The 17,825-nt window shown below is 66.9% G+C and carries 11 protein-coding genes; 7 read left to right on the top strand and 4 right to left on the bottom strand.

From position 1 onward, the window contains the following. Nucleotides 1–256 precede the first annotated feature (256 nt). The 3 genes from ACUXVE_RS07165 to ACUXVE_RS07155 all read right to left on the bottom strand — a co-directional run bounded on the left by ACUXVE_RS07165 (nt 257) and on the right by ACUXVE_RS07155 (nt 6,549). Nucleotides 257–2,614 carry a beta-N-acetylhexosaminidase gene (locus tag ACUXVE_RS07165; RefSeq protein ID WP_222388367.1) on the bottom strand — a complete coding sequence of 786 codons (2,358 nt, stop codon included), beginning with the start codon at nt 2,612–2,614 and terminating at the stop codon, nt 257–259. 112 nt (nt 2,615–2,726) lie between these two features. After that, entirely contained in the window at nt 2,727–5,390 is a 2,664-nt protein-coding gene (locus ACUXVE_RS07160) for a TonB-dependent receptor (RefSeq protein ID WP_445514102.1), read from the bottom strand. Nucleotides 5,391–5,532: 142 nt separating this feature from the next. Beyond that, complete coding sequence (locus ACUXVE_RS07155; RefSeq protein WP_445514101.1) at nt 5,533–6,549, bottom strand: glucokinase family protein; 1,017 nt, start codon at nt 6,547–6,549, stop codon at nt 5,533–5,535. A 384-nt stretch (nt 6,550–6,933) separates the two neighbouring features. Here ACUXVE_RS07155 and ACUXVE_RS07150 point away from each other — a divergent pair, with 384 nt between their 5' ends. The 6 genes from ACUXVE_RS07150 (at nt 6,934) to ACUXVE_RS07125 (ending at nt 15,913) form a co-directional block, all read left to right on the top strand. Next, nucleotides 6,934–8,226, top strand: coding sequence for a sugar MFS transporter (locus tag ACUXVE_RS07150; RefSeq protein ID WP_025878685.1), 1,293 nt, complete (start codon nt 6,934–6,936; stop codon nt 8,224–8,226). A gap of 39 nt (nt 8,227–8,265) precedes the next feature. Next, nucleotides 8,266–9,333 carry a LacI family DNA-binding transcriptional regulator gene (locus tag ACUXVE_RS07145; RefSeq protein ID WP_025878684.1) on the top strand — a complete coding sequence of 356 codons (1,068 nt, stop codon included), beginning with the start codon at nt 8,266–8,268 and terminating at the stop codon, nt 9,331–9,333. Nucleotides 9,334–9,340: 7 nt separating this feature from the next. Continuing rightward, nucleotides 9,341–10,369, top strand: coding sequence for an SIS domain-containing protein (locus ACUXVE_RS07140; RefSeq protein WP_445514100.1), 1,029 nt, complete (start codon nt 9,341–9,343; stop codon nt 10,367–10,369). Beyond that, on the top strand, nt 10,369–11,517 hold the full coding sequence (gene nagA / locus ACUXVE_RS07135; protein WP_445514099.1) for an N-acetylglucosamine-6-phosphate deacetylase: 1,149 nt from the start codon (nt 10,369–10,371) through the stop codon (nt 11,515–11,517). The genes ACUXVE_RS07140 and nagA overlap by 1 nt, the downstream gene beginning before the upstream one ends. Nucleotides 11,518–11,519: 2 nt before the next feature. Then, entirely contained in the window at nt 11,520–12,587 is a 1,068-nt protein-coding gene (locus tag ACUXVE_RS07130; protein ID WP_445514098.1) for an acyltransferase family protein, read from the top strand. A 359-nt stretch (nt 12,588–12,946) separates the two neighbouring features. Further along, nucleotides 12,947–15,913 (top strand): autotransporter family protein, encoded by a 2,967-nt coding sequence (locus tag ACUXVE_RS07125; RefSeq protein WP_445514097.1) that lies wholly within the window; start codon nt 12,947–12,949, stop codon nt 15,911–15,913. 152 nt (nt 15,914–16,065) lie between these two features. Here ACUXVE_RS07125 and ACUXVE_RS07120 read toward each other — a convergent pair whose 3' ends face one another. Further along, nucleotides 16,066–16,410 (bottom strand): hypothetical protein, encoded by a 345-nt coding sequence (locus ACUXVE_RS07120; RefSeq protein ID WP_445514096.1) that lies wholly within the window; start codon nt 16,408–16,410, stop codon nt 16,066–16,068. 372 nt (nt 16,411–16,782) lie between these two features. Between ACUXVE_RS07120 and ACUXVE_RS07115 the strand changes: the two genes are divergently transcribed. Next, on the top strand, nt 16,783–17,823 hold the full coding sequence (locus tag ACUXVE_RS07115) for a S41 family peptidase (protein WP_445514095.1): 1,041 nt from the start codon (nt 16,783–16,785) through the stop codon (nt 17,821–17,823). Nucleotides 17,824–17,825 lie beyond the last annotated feature (2 nt).

Below are 17,825 nucleotides of genomic sequence, written 5' to 3'. Positions count from 1 at the left end.
GTGGATGAATCTTCCCGGCGCCAACCAGGGTTGGCGTCTACCAAAGGCAGCCAGGCATGGCCTGGCGCTACAGTAGATCCACGCCATGCAAGGCAGCCAGGCATGGCCTGGCGCTACAGTAGATCCACGCCATGCGTGGATGAATCTTCCCGGCGCCAACCAGGGTTGGCGTCTACCAAAGGCAGCCAGGCATGGCCTGGCGCTACAGTAGAGCCACGCCATGCGTGGATGGAACCCGCTACAAGAAGATCCGCCGCTATTTCCCCAGCGTCACCTCATCCAGCACCCACATCGCCGGGCGCGTGTCGCCGGTGAAGTTGATGCACAGATCACCCGTACCCGAGGTGCCCTTCGGCAATGCCGCACGCAGGGTCACGAAGCCGTCGGCATCGGTCTGCGCCGGCAGCGGCACCTGCGCCAGGACCTTGCCGGTGCAGTCACCGCGACGGATCAGCATTTCGCCGTGCGCGCTCCGGGCCTTTTCGAAGCGACGCTTCGGCTCGTCGTGGGCCAGCTGGAAGTAGTACGGAATGCGGCCTGCGCGCACTTCCACGCTGCCGATGCCATCCAGCTGTGCCTGCGGCCAACGCCAGCACGGCTGGAAGATGTCGACGGTGAACACCGCTCGCGCACCTTCGCGCGGACCATCATCTTCCAGGCGCAGGACCAGGCCCTTCTCGCCGACGCAGCTGCGCAGTGCTTCGCTGTGACGCGACAGCAGCGACTGCGCGGTGTACGCCGCCACCGTCGGCTTCGCGGCCAGCGGCTGGCCCTGGTAGAAGGCGGCAGCCTGCACCGTCGCCGGCAGCGTGGACGTCAGTGGCTGCCGGTACAGCGGCGATTGCGCGGTCACCGGCTTGCCGTCGCTGCTGTAGCGCACTTCATAGCCCAGTGGATTGGCCAGCGACACGGTCACCGCGTTCGCCGCGCGGTCATCGGTGTAGGCCACGCCTACTTCGAACGGCGTCTGCGCGTAGGCCAGGCCCCAGGCACGGTAGCGCTGCAGCTGCGAGGGCAGGCGGGCCAGGAAGTCGCGGTAATCGCGATGCTCCGGCGTGCTCCAGCCGGTCTCGGCCACGGCGGCCAGGCGCGGGAACAGGTTGTGCTGCAGGCGTGCGTAAGTGCGCGTGTGCTCGGTGAACATGTTCGCCTGCAGGCCGAGAATGTGCCCGCGCTTGTCGGCGGCCAGTTCGGCCGGCACCGGTTCGTAGTTGTAGAGCTTGGCCAGGTTCACCTGCGTCGGTCGGCCCGGCGGCTCGTTCGGCGAGGCCGTCTGCAGGTAATCCAGGTACAGGTGGCTGACCGGCGACATCACCACATCGTGGCCGGCGCTGGCCGCAGCAAGGCCGCCTTCGGTGCCGCGCCATGACATTACCGTGGCCTGCGGCGGCAGGCCGCCCTCAAGGATTTCGTCCCAGCCGATCAGGCGGCGGTCGTGTTGTTCCAGGAAGGTCTCCAGGCGCTTGATGATGTGGCTCTGCATGGCCATCTCATCCTTGATGCCGAGCGCGCGCATGCGCTGCTGCACCTTTTTTGAGGCCTCCCACTGGTCCTTCACCGCCTCGTCGCCACCCACATGCACATACCTGGCCGGGAACAGCTGGATCACTTCTTCCAGCACGTTTTCCAGGAAGGTGACGGTGCCGTCCTCGACGTTGAACAGGTTCGGGAACACGCCCCATTCGCTCAACGGCTTCAATGGCGTGTCGATCGTACCCAGTTCCGGATAGGCGGCGATGGCAGCGGTGGCGTGGCCGGGTACATCGATCTCCGGAATCACCTGGATATGCAGCTTGGCGGCGTAGGCGATCACTTCGCGGATCTGGTCCTGCGTGTAGAAGCCGCAGTACGGATGCTCCTTGCCACTGACCGGATCGATGCCGCCATCACCGGCCGGAAGGCGGCAGCTGCCGACTTCGGTCAGCTTCGGGTAGCGCTTGATCTCCATGCGCCAGCCCTGGTCGTCGGTCAGGTGCCAATGGAAGGTGTTGAGCTTGTGCGCGGCCATCGCATCGAGCACGCGCTTGATCTCGTCCAGGCTCTGGAAGTGCCGCGCCGAGTCGAGCATGAAGCCACGCCAGCTGAAGCGCGGCGCATCCTGGATCTGCACGGCCGGCAGCACGCCGTTGCTGCCGCCGGTGGCGAGCTGGGCCAGGGTGGTGGCGCCGTAGAACAGGCCGGTCTCGTTGCCGGCCTGCACCAGCACGCCCTGTGCGGTGCTTTCCAGCGTGTAGCCCTCGCCGCTGTCGCGGAAGGTCGGCACGATCTGGAAGCGGATGCTGTTGCCCTCGCCGGCGGCCTTGCCGTTGGCCACGGCCAGTCGCGGCCCACCACTGCGCGCCAGCAGGTCGGCGAACTGTGCGGCCACGCGCTGTGCGGCTTCGCCATCGGCATGCAGCACGGTAGCGGCGCCCACGGTGATGCCCGCGCCGTTGCCGCGCTGCACGTTGGCCGGTGCGGGAATCAGCATCAGGCTGCCGGCGCGCAGCTGCGGGCCAGGGCCGGTATCGAGTGCCGGGGCATCGGCGGCCAGTGCCGGCAGCACAGGCAGGGCGGCCAGCAGGCTGCCCAGCAACAGAAGGCTGCGCATCCTGGCGCGGGTGGGCTTCGTCATCGGAAGGACTCCTTGGATCGGGTGCGATGTTCGCTATACATGAAAAACGCCGGGCCCGGAATGACCCAGGCCCGGCGTGCGTGCACGACTCGGCGATGAGGCTGCCGCTGGATCAGTACTTGAAGCGGAAGTTCAGGTAGTACTGGCGACCGTTGCTGTAGAACGAGGTCGGAATGGCAGCGGTCTGGTAGTACTTGTAGGTCGGGTTGTTGAGGTTCAGGCCATCCAGGCTGATGCTCAGCCAGTCGGTGGCCTTGAAGCTCAGCGACGCCGACAGCGTGCCGAAGTCATCCTGGTAGTACGGGTTGGTGCCCGACAGGCTGATCAGGAACGAGGAACGGTGGGTGTAGCTGACCCGTGCACCGAAGCGCTCGTTCTCGAAGTAGGCGCCCACGTTGTAGGTGTTCTTCGAGGTGCCCAGCAGGTTGTGCGAACCATCGGACCAGGTGTGCGCGGTCGTGCCGTTGGCGTAGGTGTAGTTGGCGTTGACGCCGAAGTATTCGCCGATCGGCTGCTCGTAGGCCACTTCCACGCCGGTGACCTTGCCGTCGGCATTGATCGGGGTGGAGATCTGGTAGGTCTCAAGCTGGTTGGTCAGTTCGCTGTACAGCTGGCGCGAGACGACGTCGAAGGCAATGTAGTCCTTCAGGTCCATGTGGTAGGCGCCGACCGACAGCAGGCCACGCGGCATGAAGTACCACTCCAGGTTGGCATCCAGGTTGGTGGACAGGGTCGGCTTGAGATTCGGGTTGCCGCCGCCGCCGGTCCGGTTCAGGTCGGAACCGTACGAGGACGCGCCCAGTGCCGAGTAGTCCGGCAGGGTCTGGGTCTGCGACGCGGCCACGCGCAGCACGAGGTTGTCGTCCAGGTCGAACTTGATGTTGGCGCTGGGCAGTACGCGGTTGCGCTTGTTCTGGAAGGCCATGCGTTCCCACATGCCGAACAGGCTGCTGACATCCGCATCGGCAGCATTGCTGACGGCGTTGTAGGTATCGATGTCCTGCTTGATGTTGACGTAGCGCAGGCCCAGGTTGCCGCTCCACCAGTCACCGCGGAAGTTGGCCTGCACGTAGCCGGCGAAGTTCTTTTCCTTCACCTGCCACTCGGCGCCGTAATTGTGGCGACCGGTCGGGCCGTCGTTGCCCGCCAGCCAGGTGGAGTTGTTGGTCACCGCATCCTTCAGCGCACCCGGGGTGAAGTACCAGATGTTGCGCGGGAAGGTGCCGCCGATATCGCCGGCGAAACCGCTCGGATAGTTGGAGGTGGCGCCGTTCTTCAGCGCACTCCAGATGTCACCCGGCGTTGCACCTTCCGGCGACAGCGCTTCGCGCTTGTGGTCGGCGAAGCGCAGGCCGAAGTCGATGGAGCTCAGCACGCCGCCGTCGTTGAAGTACTGGTTGAAGTCGAGCGTGGCCCACTTCTCCTTGTCTTCGGCGGTGACCTGCTGGTTGCCCCAGGTGCCGAAGCTGGTCACGCCGTTGGGCGAGAGGTCGCCGCCGACGTTCCAGTCGATCGGCGAGCCGCTGCCGTGCGTAGCCCAGCTGGCGCCACCGCCGCCGGCCAGGGTGACCTCGGCGATGTACTGGCGCGGGGTCTCACCGGTGCCCTTGGTGCTGCCGGCCTGGAACTTGGCGGTCAGGCTGTCGCTGATCTGCCAGTCGGCGTCGAAGGTGACGTAGCTCGACTTGGCCTTCGACTCGCGGTAGATCATGTCGTACACCGCGTAGTTGGTGCCCGGCACGCCTGCGTAGGTGGCGTTGGTCAGCACGCCATCCTTGACCACATAGCCCGGGTTCGGCGCCTGCGACTTGGCGAAGCTGTTGCCGAACATCATGAAGTTGCGGTTGTAGTTGTTCGCCTTCAGCTCGGAGCTGAAACCATTCAGGCCCAGGGTGAGGGTATCGGTCGGCTTGAACTGCAGCGAGACCAGGCCGCCCTTGCGCTCACGGGTCTGCTCGAACAGGGTCGAGCCCAGCAGGCCGGGAACATTGACGCCGATCAGGTCCGGATTGGTCAGGGCCACCGGGTCGTCGGCGCCGATCTTGAAGAAGCCACCCGGAATTTCCTGCGCTTCACGGCGCAGTTCGCGCTTCTGGCTGAAGCCCTGCACCATCACGCCGAAGGTGCTTTCTTCGTTCTTGTAGTTGAACAATGCCGAGTACTGCGGGTCGTTCGACTTGGCCTGGTCCGAACGCACCATGCCGATCGAACCTTCAGCGGTGAACTGCTTGGAGAACTCCAGCGGCTTGCGGGTGATGATGTTGACGGTACCGGTGGTGCCACCGTCCTGCAGCTTGGCCTGCGAGGACTTGTTCACTTCCACCGAGCTGACCAGTTCCGACGGCAGCAGCGAGTAGCTGACGCTGCGACCGACGTTGTTGCCCTGGCTGAGCACGAACCAGTCGGCCGAACCGACGGTGTGGCCGTTGATCAGGGTCTGGGTGAGGCTGGGGCTGGTGCCGCGCAGGCTGACACGGTCGGCTTCGTCGAAGCCGCCCTCATCGGCGCTGGACGAGCTGATGTTGACGCCCGGCAGGCGCTGCAGGGTGTCGGCGACGTTGTGCGCCGGCAGCTTGCCCACGTCTTCGGCGGTGACCACTTCCACGCGCGCGTTGGCTTCGCGCTTGGTGTCCAGCGACTTCTCCATCGAACCGCGGATACCGGTAACGGTGACGGTGTCCAGATCGGTGGCGGTCGGGGCGGCCTGCTGCGCGTGCGCACTGAAGGCGATGCAGCTGACGATGGCGGCCGAAAGCAAGGTCTTGCGGGTATTCATGATGTCTCTCCTCATCACTCGATTGGATGCCGGCGGCGATATGGGATTGCGGTTGCGATGACGTGCGCGGGGCGGCGGCGATGTCCCGGCATTGGCGTGCCACGTACTGCGTGCTGCGATTGCGTTGAAGCCGATTGCAGGTTCAGGCGTCGGCGTGGAGCAGGTACCAGCTGGCAGCGCCGATCACGCCCAGCTGTCCGTGCTCGACCACCTTCACCGGGATGCGTGCCAGCGCCTCGCCCATCGGCCCCTTCTGCAGGTAGCGTTCGACGAAGGTGCTGGTGCGCAGGTACTCGCGGATCTGCGGCAGGATCCCGCCGGCCAGGTACACCCCGCCGTGGGCGCCGTAGAACAGGGCCATGTCGCCGATGGTGCTGCCGAGCAGGCCGCAGAACACATCCAGCGCCTGCCGTGCCAGCGGATCGGTGCCGGACATCGCCGCAGCGGTGACCGCATCGGGGCTGGCCAGCGCCGGTGCCTGCCCCTCCAGCGCGCAGATCGCGCGGTACAGGTTCATCAGGCCGGGGCCGGAAAGGGCATGTTCGATCGACACGTGCGCGCGGTCGCGCTGCATGTGGCGGACGATCGCCATTTCCAGCTCGGTGCTGGCGGCCAGGGTCGGCTGGCCGGCCTCGGTGGCCAGCACCACCGGGCCGTTGGCGGTGGGAATCCACAGCGCTGCGCCCAGGCCCGTGCCGGGGCCGACCACCAGGGTCGGGCCGCGCGGCGCCGTTTCCGGGCCGCACAGGTGCAGCACGCCGCTGGCATTGACCTGCGCGGCTGCGTAGGCCACCGCTTCGAAGTCATTGACGATGTGCACCCGCTGCAGGCCGACGTCGGCCTCGATCTGCCGCGCCGACAACGGCCACGGCACGTTGGCGGTGATCACCGTGCCGTCTTCGCGGGCGTAGCCGGCGGTGGCGACCACGCAATGCGACGGGCGCGGGCCTTCGGCCAGGAAGTCGGCGAGGATCGCGCTGAGCCCGGCGTGGTCGGCGTTGCGGTACTTGCGGTAATCGAGCACCTGCACCGGATGGGCATCGTCGCCGCTGGCCTGGACCCGGGCGACACGCACATGGGTGCCGCCAACGTCGGCAGCCAGGAACGAGGGCGCGACGCGGGACAGGACATGGGCCGGGGCGGGATGGCTGGCGGTCACGCGGGCTCCTGCTGCAGGTGGGGCCGGCCCCGGGAAGGGCAACGATGGAGCCGGCGATTGGGCGGAGTCTGTAACCGCGTTGACAACGATGTCAACGAGTTCGTGACACTTTCGTTGCTGCGCCGCAACGAATGCAGATCGCCGTAAACGTTTACATGGCGTGAATGCGGCGCCCTCGGCAGAACCATTGCAGCAAGGGGCTTCAAGGGCCAAGCGCATTCAGCGGATGGCCGTGCAATGCGCTGGCGCAGTGCAGCATGAGGTAGGGTGACCCGTGCGTGGAAGTTGACAAACGGTCGCTGTCCATCGAAAGAATGTGACAACGTTGTTCCCAGCCACTCTCCGACGCCGTGTTCTGCGGCCGTCGCCGCAGGAGCCTTCCTGATGTCAGCCGTCCCCGCTGCAAGCGCACGCCCGAACGTGGCCTCGTCCATCGCCATCGTCGGCGTGCTGTTCTTCCTGATCGGCTTCTTCACCTGGCTCAACGGCCCGTTGATCACCTTCGTCAAACTCGCCTTCGAGCTGAGCGAGGTCGGCGCCTTCCTGGTGCTGATGGTGTTCTACCTGTCCTACTTCTTCCTGGCCCTGCCGGCCTCGTGGATCCTGCGCCGCACCGGCATGAAAAAGGGCCTGAGCCTGAGCCTGCTGGTGATGGCCGGTGGCGCGGCGTTGTTCGGTGAATTCGCCACCCAGCGCTGGTATCCCGGTGCACTGGGCGGCCTGTTCGTGATCGGTAGCGGCCTTGCGCTGCTGCAGACCGCGATCAACCCGTACATCTCCATCCTCGGCCCGATCGAAACCGCCGCACGGCGCATCGCGATGATGGGCATCTGCAACAAGATCGCCGGCATCCTTGCGCCGATATTGATCGGCACCCTGGTGCTGCATGGCATCGGTGATCTCGACGCCCAGGTGCAGGCCGCCGATGCGGCCACCAAGGCCACGCTGCTCAACCAGTTCGCGGCCAAGATCCACGCGCCGTATCTGGCCATGGCTGGTTTGCTGGTGCTGCTGGCGGTGGCGGTATTGTTCTCGCCGCTGCCCGAAATCAAGGCCTCCGAGGCCAATGCCACACCGGCCGGCGTGCCAGGCAAGGCCGAGCGCAGCAGCATCTTCCAGTTCCCGCATCTGTGGCTGGGCGTGCTCTGCCTGTTCGTCTACGTCGGCGTGGAAGTGATGGCCGGAGATGCCATCGGTACCTACGGTCATGGCTTCGACCTGCCGCTGGACCAGACCAAGATGTTCACCGCATTCACCCTGTTTGCGATGCTCATCGGCTACGTGGTCGGCCTGGTGTTGATCCCGCGAGTGGTCTCGCAGTCGCGCTACCTGACCGTCTCGGCGGTACTGGGCGTGCTGTTCTGCCTGGGCGCCTTCTTCACCCACGGCTATGTGTCGGTCGCCTTCGTGGCGCTGCTGGGCTTTGCCAACGCGATGATGTGGCCGGCGATCTTCCCGCTGGCGATCCGTGGCCTGGGCCGCTTCACCGAAACCGGTTCGGCACTGCTGGTCATGGGCATCGCCGGCGGCGCGATCATTCCGCAGCTGTTTGCCGTGCTCAAGCAGCACATCGACTTCCAGCTGGTGTTCCTGCTGCTGATGGTGCCCTGCTACCTGTACATCCTGTTCTACTCGGTGGTCGGCCATCGCGTCGGCCTGCCGCAGGACAAGGTCTGATCGGCGATGATGGACGGCAGCCAACCCCAGGAAAAGCCGATGCGCAGAGCGACCATCAAGGACGTTGCCGAAAAGGCCAAGGTCTCGCTGAAGACGGTGTCGCGGGTGATCAACAACGAGCCCTCGGTGATGCAGGCCACCCGTGCGCGGGTGCTGCGTGCCATTGCCGAGCTCGACTACGAACCCGATCCGTCGGCGCGCAACCTGCGCAGCGGCACCACCTTCGTGATCGGGCTGGTGTACGACAACCCCAACCCGTACCACATCATCGGCGTGCAGAACGGCGTGCTCGCGGCCTGCCGCGAAACCGGCTTCGGCCTGCAGATCCATCCGTGCGATTCCAGTTCGCCGCTGCTGGCCGATGAACTGGCCGACTGGGTGCAGCGCTCGCGCCTGGCCGGGCTGGTGCTGACCGCCCCGATGTCCGAACGTCGCGACCTGGTCCAGGCGCTCACCGCGCGCGGCATCAAGCTGGTGCGGATCATCGCCGCCACCGAAGACCCGGCCGATGGCGCCTGCGTGTTCGTCGACGACCGCGAAGCCGCCTATGAAATCACCGAGCACCTGATCCAGCTGGGCCACCAGCGCATCGGCTTCCTCTGGGGTGGCACCTCGCACCGTTCTTCGGGCGAACGCTACGCCGGTTACGAGGCCGCGCTGAAGGACTACGGCATGACCGTGGACAAGCATCTGGTGGTGCAGGGCGACTACACCTTCGACGATGGTTTCCGCGGTGCGCGGCGCCTGCTGGCACTGCGCGAACCGCCCACCGCCATCTTCGGTTCCAACGATGAAATCGCCGCCGGCGTGCTGGCCGCAGCGAAGTCGGCCGGCATGAACGTGCCCTACGACCTGTCCATTGCCGGCTTCGAGGACAGTCCGTTCTCGCGGCAGTCGTGGCCGCCGCTGACCACCGCCAAGCAGGCCACCGAAGACATCGCCCGCCATGCCGCGCGCCTGCTGATCGCACAGCTGCGCAGCGATGCCTACGACGATGCGCCGGCGCCGCTGCACAACCAGGGCTTCGTGCCGCAACTGGTGGTGCGCGGCTCGACCGCACCGATGCGTCCTGCCGCCGCCCGTCCCCTCCCTTCCGATCCTTCCTGAGCCTGCCATGTCGCTGTCCGATCCCACCTCCACCCTGATGTTCGCCGAGGCTGCCGAAGCGGCCGAGGTCGTTGCCCGCCAGTTCGCCCGCAACCACGCCGTGATGGAGACGCTGGCCGCCAGCCTGCGCGCTGCGCCGCCGCCGTTCGTGGTGACCTGCGCACGTGGCAGCTCCGACCATGCCGCGACCTACGGCAAGTACCTGCTGGAAACCCAGCTGGGCCTGGTCGTTGCCTCGGCCTCGCCATCGGTGGGTTCGGTCTACGCGGCACCGCTGCAGCTGCGCGGTGCGTTGTTCATTGTCATCTCGCAGTCCGGCAAGAGCCCGGACCTGCTGCGCAACGCCGAAGCGGCCAAGGCCGCTGGCGCGCGCGTGGTGGCGCTGGTCAACGTCGAGGATTCTCCGCTGGCACAACTGGCCGACACGGTCATTCCGCTGCATGCCGGCGTGGAGAAGAGCGTGGCGGCGACCAAGAGCTACCTCGCTTCGTTGTCCGCGCTGCTGCAGCTGGCCGCGTACTGGAAGCAGGACAGCGCGCTGCGCAATGCACTGGACCTGCTGCCCGATGCGATGCGTGAGGCCTGGCAGTGCGACTGGAGCGCGGTGACCGATGGCCTGGTGGAGGCCAACAACCTGTTCGTGCTCGGCCGTGGCCTCGGCCTGGGCGCGGCGCAGGAAGCGGCGCTGAAGTTCAAGGAAACCTGCAGCCTGCATGCCGAGGCCTACAGCTCGGCCGAGGTCAAGCATGGTCCGATGGCGCTGGTCGATCGCGGCTTCCCGGTGCTGGCCTTTGCCCAGCCCGATGAGACCGGCGCCGGTACCCGTGCCGTGGCTGAAGAGTTCACCGCACGTGGCGCCAAGGTGTGGCTGGCCGGTGCCGGCGGCAACCTGCCGGTCGCTGCCGCGCCGCATCCGCTGTGCGCGCCGCTGCTGACGGTGCAGAGCTTCTATCGCGCGATCAATGCACTGGCGCTGCGCCGTGGCTTCAACCCGGATCTGCCGCCGCATCTGAACAAGGTGACGGAGACGGTGTGATGGCAACCGTCCTGCGCAATGCCCGCATTCTTGCCGGCGATGAGTTCCGCGATGATCTTGCGGTGGTGATCGAAGACGGCCACATCAGCGCGCTGCTGCCCGACGCGGCGCCGCAGCTGGGTACGGCCGACGAGCAGGTGGACCTGGGCGGTGGCTGGCTGCTGCCCGGCTTCATCGATGTACAGGTCAATGGCGGTGGCGGCGCGCTGTTCAACAACACGCCCGACGTCGAGTCGCTGCGCACGATTGCCCGTGCGCATCGCCGCTTCGGCACCACGGCGGTGCTGCCGACCCTGATCAGTGACGACGTGGCCGTGATGCGCGAGGCGATCGGCGCGATGCGCCAGGCCATTGCGCAGGGTGTGCCCGGCGTGATCGGCATCCACCTGGAAGGCCCGTACATCGCACCGGCGCGCAAGGGCACGCACGATGCCAGCAAGTTCCGCGTGCCGGACGAGCAGGAAATCGAACTGGCGTCGTCGCTGGACAACGGCGTGACCCTGCTGACCCTGGCGCCCGAGCGCGTGCCGCTGGAGACCATCCGCGCGCTGGTCGAGCGCGGTGTGATCGTCGCTGCTGGCCACACGGCCGGCACCTATGAAGAGATCCGTGCCGGCCTCGATGCCGGCGTGCGTGGCTTCACCCATCTGTACAACGCGATGTCGCCGCTGCAGGGCCGCGAACCCGGCGCAGTCGGCGCGGCGCTGGAAGATCGCGACAGCTGGATCGGCATCATCGTCGATGGCGTGCACGTGCATCCGGCCAGCCTGCGGGTGGCGCTGGCGGCCAAGCCGCGTGGCCGCCTGCTGCTGGTGACCGACGCGATGCCGCCGGTCGGTGCCGACGATCCGAGCTACGTGCTGTATGGCGAAACCATCACTGCCATCGACGGCGTGGTGCGCAACGCGGCCGGCTCGCTGGCCGGTTCGGCGCTGGACATGGCCACTGCCGTGCGCAACACCGTGCAGTTGCTGCGCCAGCCGCTGGCTGAAGCCGCGCGCATGGCCTCGACCTATCCGGCGCAGTTCCTCAATGTCGATGATCGCCTGGGTTACATCGCCGAGGGCTACCAGGCCGACCTGGTGCTGCTGGACGACGCGCTGCACGTGCGTGGTACGTGGATCGCCGGCCAGTACGAGGCGGCCTGACGATGAGCAGCGCGCCGCCACGCCGGTTGGGCTCGATCGACGCCCTGCGCGGCATGACCGTGGCGGCGATGCTGCTGGTCAACAACCCAGGCGACTGGAGCGCGGTGTTCGCACCGCTGCGCCATTCGGACTGGCACGGTTGTACGCCGACCGATCTGGTGTTCCCGTTCTTCCTGTTCCTTGTTGGCGTGTCGATGGCCTTCAGCGTTGCACCGCGCGCGCTGGATCCGGCGGCACGGCCTGCGCTTGCACGTGGCGTGCTGGAACGCGCGCTGCGCATCGCCGTTGCCGGTGTGCTGCTGCACCTGCTGGTGTGGTGGGCACTGCACACGCACCATTTCCGCATCTGGGGCGTGCTGCAGCGCATTGCGCTGTGCGCGGCCGTGGTGGGCGTGCTGGCGGTGTATGCGCGCCCGCGCGTGCAGGCGGCCGTGCTGGTGGCGCTGCTGGTGGGTTACGCCGCGCTGCTGCTGGGCGTGGGTGACCTGGCGCCGTGGACCAACCCGGCCAGTCGCCTGGATACCACCTTGTTCGCGCCATGGATCTACCAATGGCAGGCCGATACCGGTCTGGGCCATGACCCGGAAGGATTGCTGAGCAGTCTGGGCGCATTGGCCAGCACCGTGCTGGGCCTGCTGGCCGGGGGCCTGCTGCGCAGTGGCCGCGCCGGTGCATTGGCCGCGCTGGGTGCGGTCACCGCCGTGCTTGGCCTGCTGCTGGCAACCGTACTGCCGCTCAACAAGCAGCTGTGGACGCCCAGCTACGTGCTGTGGACCGCTGGCCTGGCCGCGCTGGCATTGTGGCTGGGCCACCTGCTGATCGACCGCAAGGGATGGCCCGCGCTGGGCCGGCGCTTCGGCGTCAATGCCATCACCGCCTATCTGGGGGCCTCGGTGATGTCGGTGATCCTGTTGGCCACCGGCGCCTGGGGTTGGGTCTGGCAACAGTTGGCCGCAGCAATGCCACAGGCGCTGGAGCTGGCCTCGATGCTGCAGGCGCTGGCGTTCGTCGCGCTGTGGTGGGGCGTGGCGTGGTGGTTGGACCGACGTCGCATTTATCTGAAGATCTGAGCGCGGCAAACATCGTGGAGAAACGCCCATCCACGCATGGCGTGGATCTACTGGGCATGGCCCATCCGTGTGTGGTGTGGCGCCACGGTTTATCCACGCGTGGCGCGGATCCATGGCCCATCCATGCGTGGCATGCCTGCTGTAGATCCACGCCATGCGTGGATGTTCCATCCCGGGCGATGGGAAATGAATCGGTTCATCGACATGCGGGCGGCGTGACTACTACCCGGTTTCACAACGAAAGCGTGACCGACTGCCGATAAGTTCACCTGTCGAAACCATTCATGGCAGGGCAGACTGCATCAGCAGTGTCGTACAGAGCATCCGCAGTTCCTGATCCCCCGACCCAGGAGTGCTGTATGTCCCATGTCGTCCCGCGCGGGTTCCGCCAGCGCCGCTTGACCGTTTCCCTGCTGCAGATCCTGGCGATGCCCTCGCTGCTCGCCCTGTCCGCCCCTGCCGCCTGGGCAGGGTGCGATGCAACGGCTCCCGTGGCCGGGCAGACCGTCACCTGCAGCAGCACCGCCCCCAATCCCGAGACAGCAGCCATCAGCGCCAGTGGCGCGGCAGGCATCACCGTGAATGTTGGCAATGGCGCGCAGCTGCAGCAGGCCGGCGCGGGCAGCGCCGTCTCCCTGCTCGGCGCTGGCGGGCACGTGCTCACCAATCTCGGTGCCATCAGCTCGGCGAGCGGTACCGCGGTACAGCTTGGCGGCGGCAGCCGCGTCGACAACACCGGCAGCATCAGTTCCGGCAGCGGTATCGCACTGCAGTTCAGCGGTGCCGGCGACAGCGAGCTGGTCAACCGCGGCACCATCAGTGGCAGCAGCGGCGTGCAGTCCGGTGCCGGCAACGATCGTCTGCAGATGCTGGGCGGCAGCATCAGCGGCGGCGTGCAGCAGGGCGATGGCAACGACGTCCTGCTGCTCAGCGGCGGCACCATCGACAGCCTCGACCAGGGCAATGGCGATGACCAGCTGACCGTCAACGCCGGCACCATCACCGGGCTGGTGACGCAGGGCAGTGGCCGCGATGATTTCGTCATGACCGGCGGCACCATCGGCGCCCTGCAGCAGGGCGACAACATCGACACCTTCCGCATGAGCGGTGGCCGCATCGTTGGCGCGTTCGAAGATGGCGACCAGGCGTGGATGACCGGCGGCCGCATCGGCCGCGTCAACATGAAACTGGACAAGAACCTGTGGGACATGTCCGGCGGCACCGTCGACGGCAACGTGGTCACCGGCTTCGACACCGACACCATCATCATCTCCAACGACGCCTACATCGGCGGCAACATCAGCGTCAGTGGCGGCGCCGACAGCGTCACCATCACCGGTGGCACGGTGCGTGGCCAGGTGCTGCTGAGCACCGGCAACGACACCTTCAACTGGAATGGCGGCGGCATTGTCTACGGCGCCATCGACATGGGCCCCGACGATGACGTCGCGACCCTGGGCAATCTCAACCAGGCCAACCTCGGCGCTGTACCGCTGTTCGATGGTGGCACCGGCAGCGATCGCCTCAGCTTCAACAACGTCAAGACCGCTGGCGTCGGACGCTTCCAGAACTGGGAAGCGATCAGCCTGGCCAGCAGCACCGAGCTCACCTTCGATGGCGACCTGGTGCTGGGCGACAGTGCCACCGGCACCGGCAGCTTGAACGTGGACGAGACCAGCACGCTGTTCGGCGGTGGCGGCAACCATGCGATCCGTCCGTTCGCGGCAGCTGCGCTGGTGAACATGGTCAACGCCGGACGCATTGATCTGACCAACAACAGCGGCGCCGGCGATGCTTTCACCATCCGTGGCAACTACCGCGGCGACGGTGGTGGCGTGTACCTGCAGACCGTGCTGGGTGCAGACGACTCAGCCAGCGACCGCCTGGTCTTTGATGGCGGCACCGCCACCGGCAGCACCGGCCTTGGCATCATCAATACCGGTGGCGGAGGAGCGGCCACGCTGGTCGACGGTATCCTGGTGGTGCAGGCGCTGAACGGCGCAACCACCGCGCCAGGCGCGTTCTCGTTGTTCGCACCGGTCTCGGCCGGTGCCTACGAGTATTTCCTGTTCAAGGGCGGCGTCAGCGCCGGCACCGGCGAGAACTGGTACCTGCGTTCGACATTGGCGGCCGGGCCGACGCCCGCGCCGAACGGCGGCGGCGGGGGTGCCACCGATCCGGACCTGACCGCAGGCGAGACCGCACCGCCGCCACCGCCGCCGGAACCTGCGCCCGTAGCGCCGCCCAGTGATCCACCCGTACCGGACGTGCCGGTGGCCGGTGGCAGCCTGCCCGGTACCGGTTCGCCGCCGCCCAGTGCGGGGGCAAGGCCCGCCGCGCCGAACGAGAACGGCCTGGTGCCGCTGTACCGCCTGGAGACCGCGGCCTACGCCGTGGTGCCACCGCTGCTGCGCGAGACCTCGCTGGCCAGCCTGGGGACCTTCCATGAGCGCCAGGGCGAACAGCGCCTGCTGTACAACCAGGGCGCCTTCCGCACGGCGTGGGGAAGGCTGGTCGGGCAGAGCAGCGAGATCCACTGGAAAGGCGATGCACGGCCCGGCTTCGATGGTGATGTGATGGGTGTGCAGGCAGGCCTGGATGTGTGGGCTGCCAGCGGTGACAGCCACCGCAACCAGATCGGCGTGTTCGTCGGCCGTACCCGCGCCGATGGCAGGATCACCGGCCTGGCGGTGGGCTGGGACAACGTGTTGGTCGGCCAGAGCCGGTTGGACGACAAGCACGTGGGCCTGTACTGGACGTTGACCGACAGCAGCGGCGGCTACATCGACGCGGTGGCGATGCAGAGCCGCTACGACGGCCGCACGCGCTCCTCGCGCGGGCTGGGCATCGACCTCAAGGGCGATGGCACCACGCTGTCGCTGGAAACGGGCAAGCCACTGCTGCAGTTCGGGCAGTCATCGTGGTGGCTGGAACCGCAGCTGCAGGTGATCTGGCAGCGCAGTTCACTGGATGACCAGCGTGATCTGGTGTCCACCGTTTCCTTCCACAACGACAACGCCTGGACCGGCCGCGTCGGCCTGCGCCTGGCGGGCGATTACCAGTTGGCCGACAACGGCTGGCAGCCGTACTTCAAGTTGAACTACTGGCATGGCCGTTCGGGCGAGGACCGCATCCTGTTCGACAGCGACGCGATCATCAATTCGCAGCGCTCGCGTGCTGTGGAGGCCGGTGTCGGCGTGGTCGGGCGCTTCAACCGCACGATCAGCGCGTATGCCGTGGCCGACTACACCCGCGAGGTGGGTGGCAGCGACAACGGCAAGCGTCGCATCATCGAAGGCAACATCGGCCTGCGCGCGGACTGGTGACGATCGCCGCTTTGGTGGGTGTCGACCTCGGTCGACATGCCTTTCCACCAGTCAAACAATCCCAACGCCGCTGCATTACAACGGCGAACGCCCCAGCAACGCGCCCGCGTGATCGGCCAGCAGCTGCACCGCGTGCAACAGCCCTTCCTCCGTCAGCGGCGGGCACTGCGCATCCGCGTCGTCCAGTTCACGCGCCGCCTGCGTCGCCAGCAGCACCCCCCCAGCGCCGACAACGCCAGCAGGCAACGCGTGGTGCAGGCCAGATCGCGCGCCCGCGCCGGCGTGATGCGCAGTTCCGTCCACGGCTCGCCGTCAGCGGCGTGGCAGCGCGTGACGTCGCGCAGCCGCTTGAAGAAGGCGGGCGTGGGGGCAGCTTCATCGGCTTCGGCCAGCGCGTCTTCCAGTGCTTCGGCGGTGGCGTTGGGCAGCTGCAGGTCGGGCAGGGCATCACCCAGCAATGCGTGCAGGCGCGGATAGGTGGGGTAGAGCGTGGTCATGGCAACAACCTCACAGGGCTGGGCCATCTGCGGGATGCAAGGTGGCGGGCGGTGCGGGTTGGCGTGCCGGTCAAGAGCAAAGAAGAAGCCGACGGACCCAAGGGTCCCCACGCACCGCCCGCCATGGACCGGCAGGTGGTGCATTGTCGCGAGTGCCTGCATCGAGGCAATCGGTCATCTTTGCTCATTGATTCAGGACGCCAATCCCGGCCAGCGCAGGCGGCGCCGGCACAGCGACCTTCGCGCGTTTGCCAGCGTGCCGACATGGGCAAAGTTGTAAATCGCAGTCTGATCCTGACGTGCCTTATGCGACACGCCGCGCGGCGGCCAAGGCGCTATGCTTCGCCTTCATTCAACGACAGGGAGATGTCGATGCGGAACAGCAAAGGATTGCCGGGACGCGCCCTTCTCATCGCCGCGCTGCTGGCAACGACCGCTGCCACTGCGGCCGACGCCATCGAGATTCCATCACCCTCCGCACAGGCACAGCTGCTGGACATGCTTGAACGCGAGGCGCTGTACCGAGGCAGGGTCGATTGGCCTGCCACGCGCACGCGGCTGAAGGATGTGCAGGGCGATCCGGCCAAGGTCCGGACCGTCCTGGCCGAGGCCATCGGTCGCAGTTCAGGCGGTCACGGCAGCTGGATGACCCCGCAACGACAGCAGCAACGCGTGGAGCGTTTCGCCCGCGAAAACGCCACTGCCGCTGCCCGCAGCGAAAGCGACACCACCCGCGCACGTGACCCGCGTATCGGCCAGGTGCTGATCGAGGACTATGCGGCAGATCCCGGTGCGCCGCCGCAGCAGCTGCAGCAACAGAACATCCAGCGTGCGGTGCGTTGGCAGAACATCATCCGTGCAAAGGACAGCACGCCTCGCTGTGGCTGGATCGTCGACCTGCGCGACAACACCGGCGGCAACATGTGGCCGATGCTGCTTGGCGTTGCGCCGCTGCTGCGCACCTCGGCGATGGCTATCGAGGACGTGGGCTCATTCGAGACCGCCGACGGTCCGGTACGCTGGCAGACCACTGCCAGTGGCGTGCGCATGGGCGAGGCGACGCGCCTGGATTTCGGCCAGCCCGGCTATCTGCCCCGCCAGGTTGGCGCGCCGGTGGCGGTGTTGACCGGCCCGCGCACCGCCAGTTCCGGCGAAGCGACCGTACTGGCGTTCCGTGGCCGGGCGCAGACCCGCAGTTTCGGACAGCCCACGGCGGGTGTATCGACGGCCAACGTGGTGCGCCGGCTGGTGGACGGCAGCGCGTTGGTGCTGACCACCAGCGTCATGCGCGATCGCAATGGAAATGGCGACGGGCGGAAGATCGCGCCGGACCAGGCCACCGCTGGCGATGACGCCACGGTGGCGGCGGCCGAAGCCTGGCTGTTGGCCCAGCCCGCCTGCAAGGAGGGCTGAAC

It is taken from the genome of Stenotrophomonas sp. 3(2025) (assembly GCF_052665395.1).
Note: the sequence above shows the minus strand (reverse complement) of the source record. Positions and strands in the feature narration are given on the sequence as shown.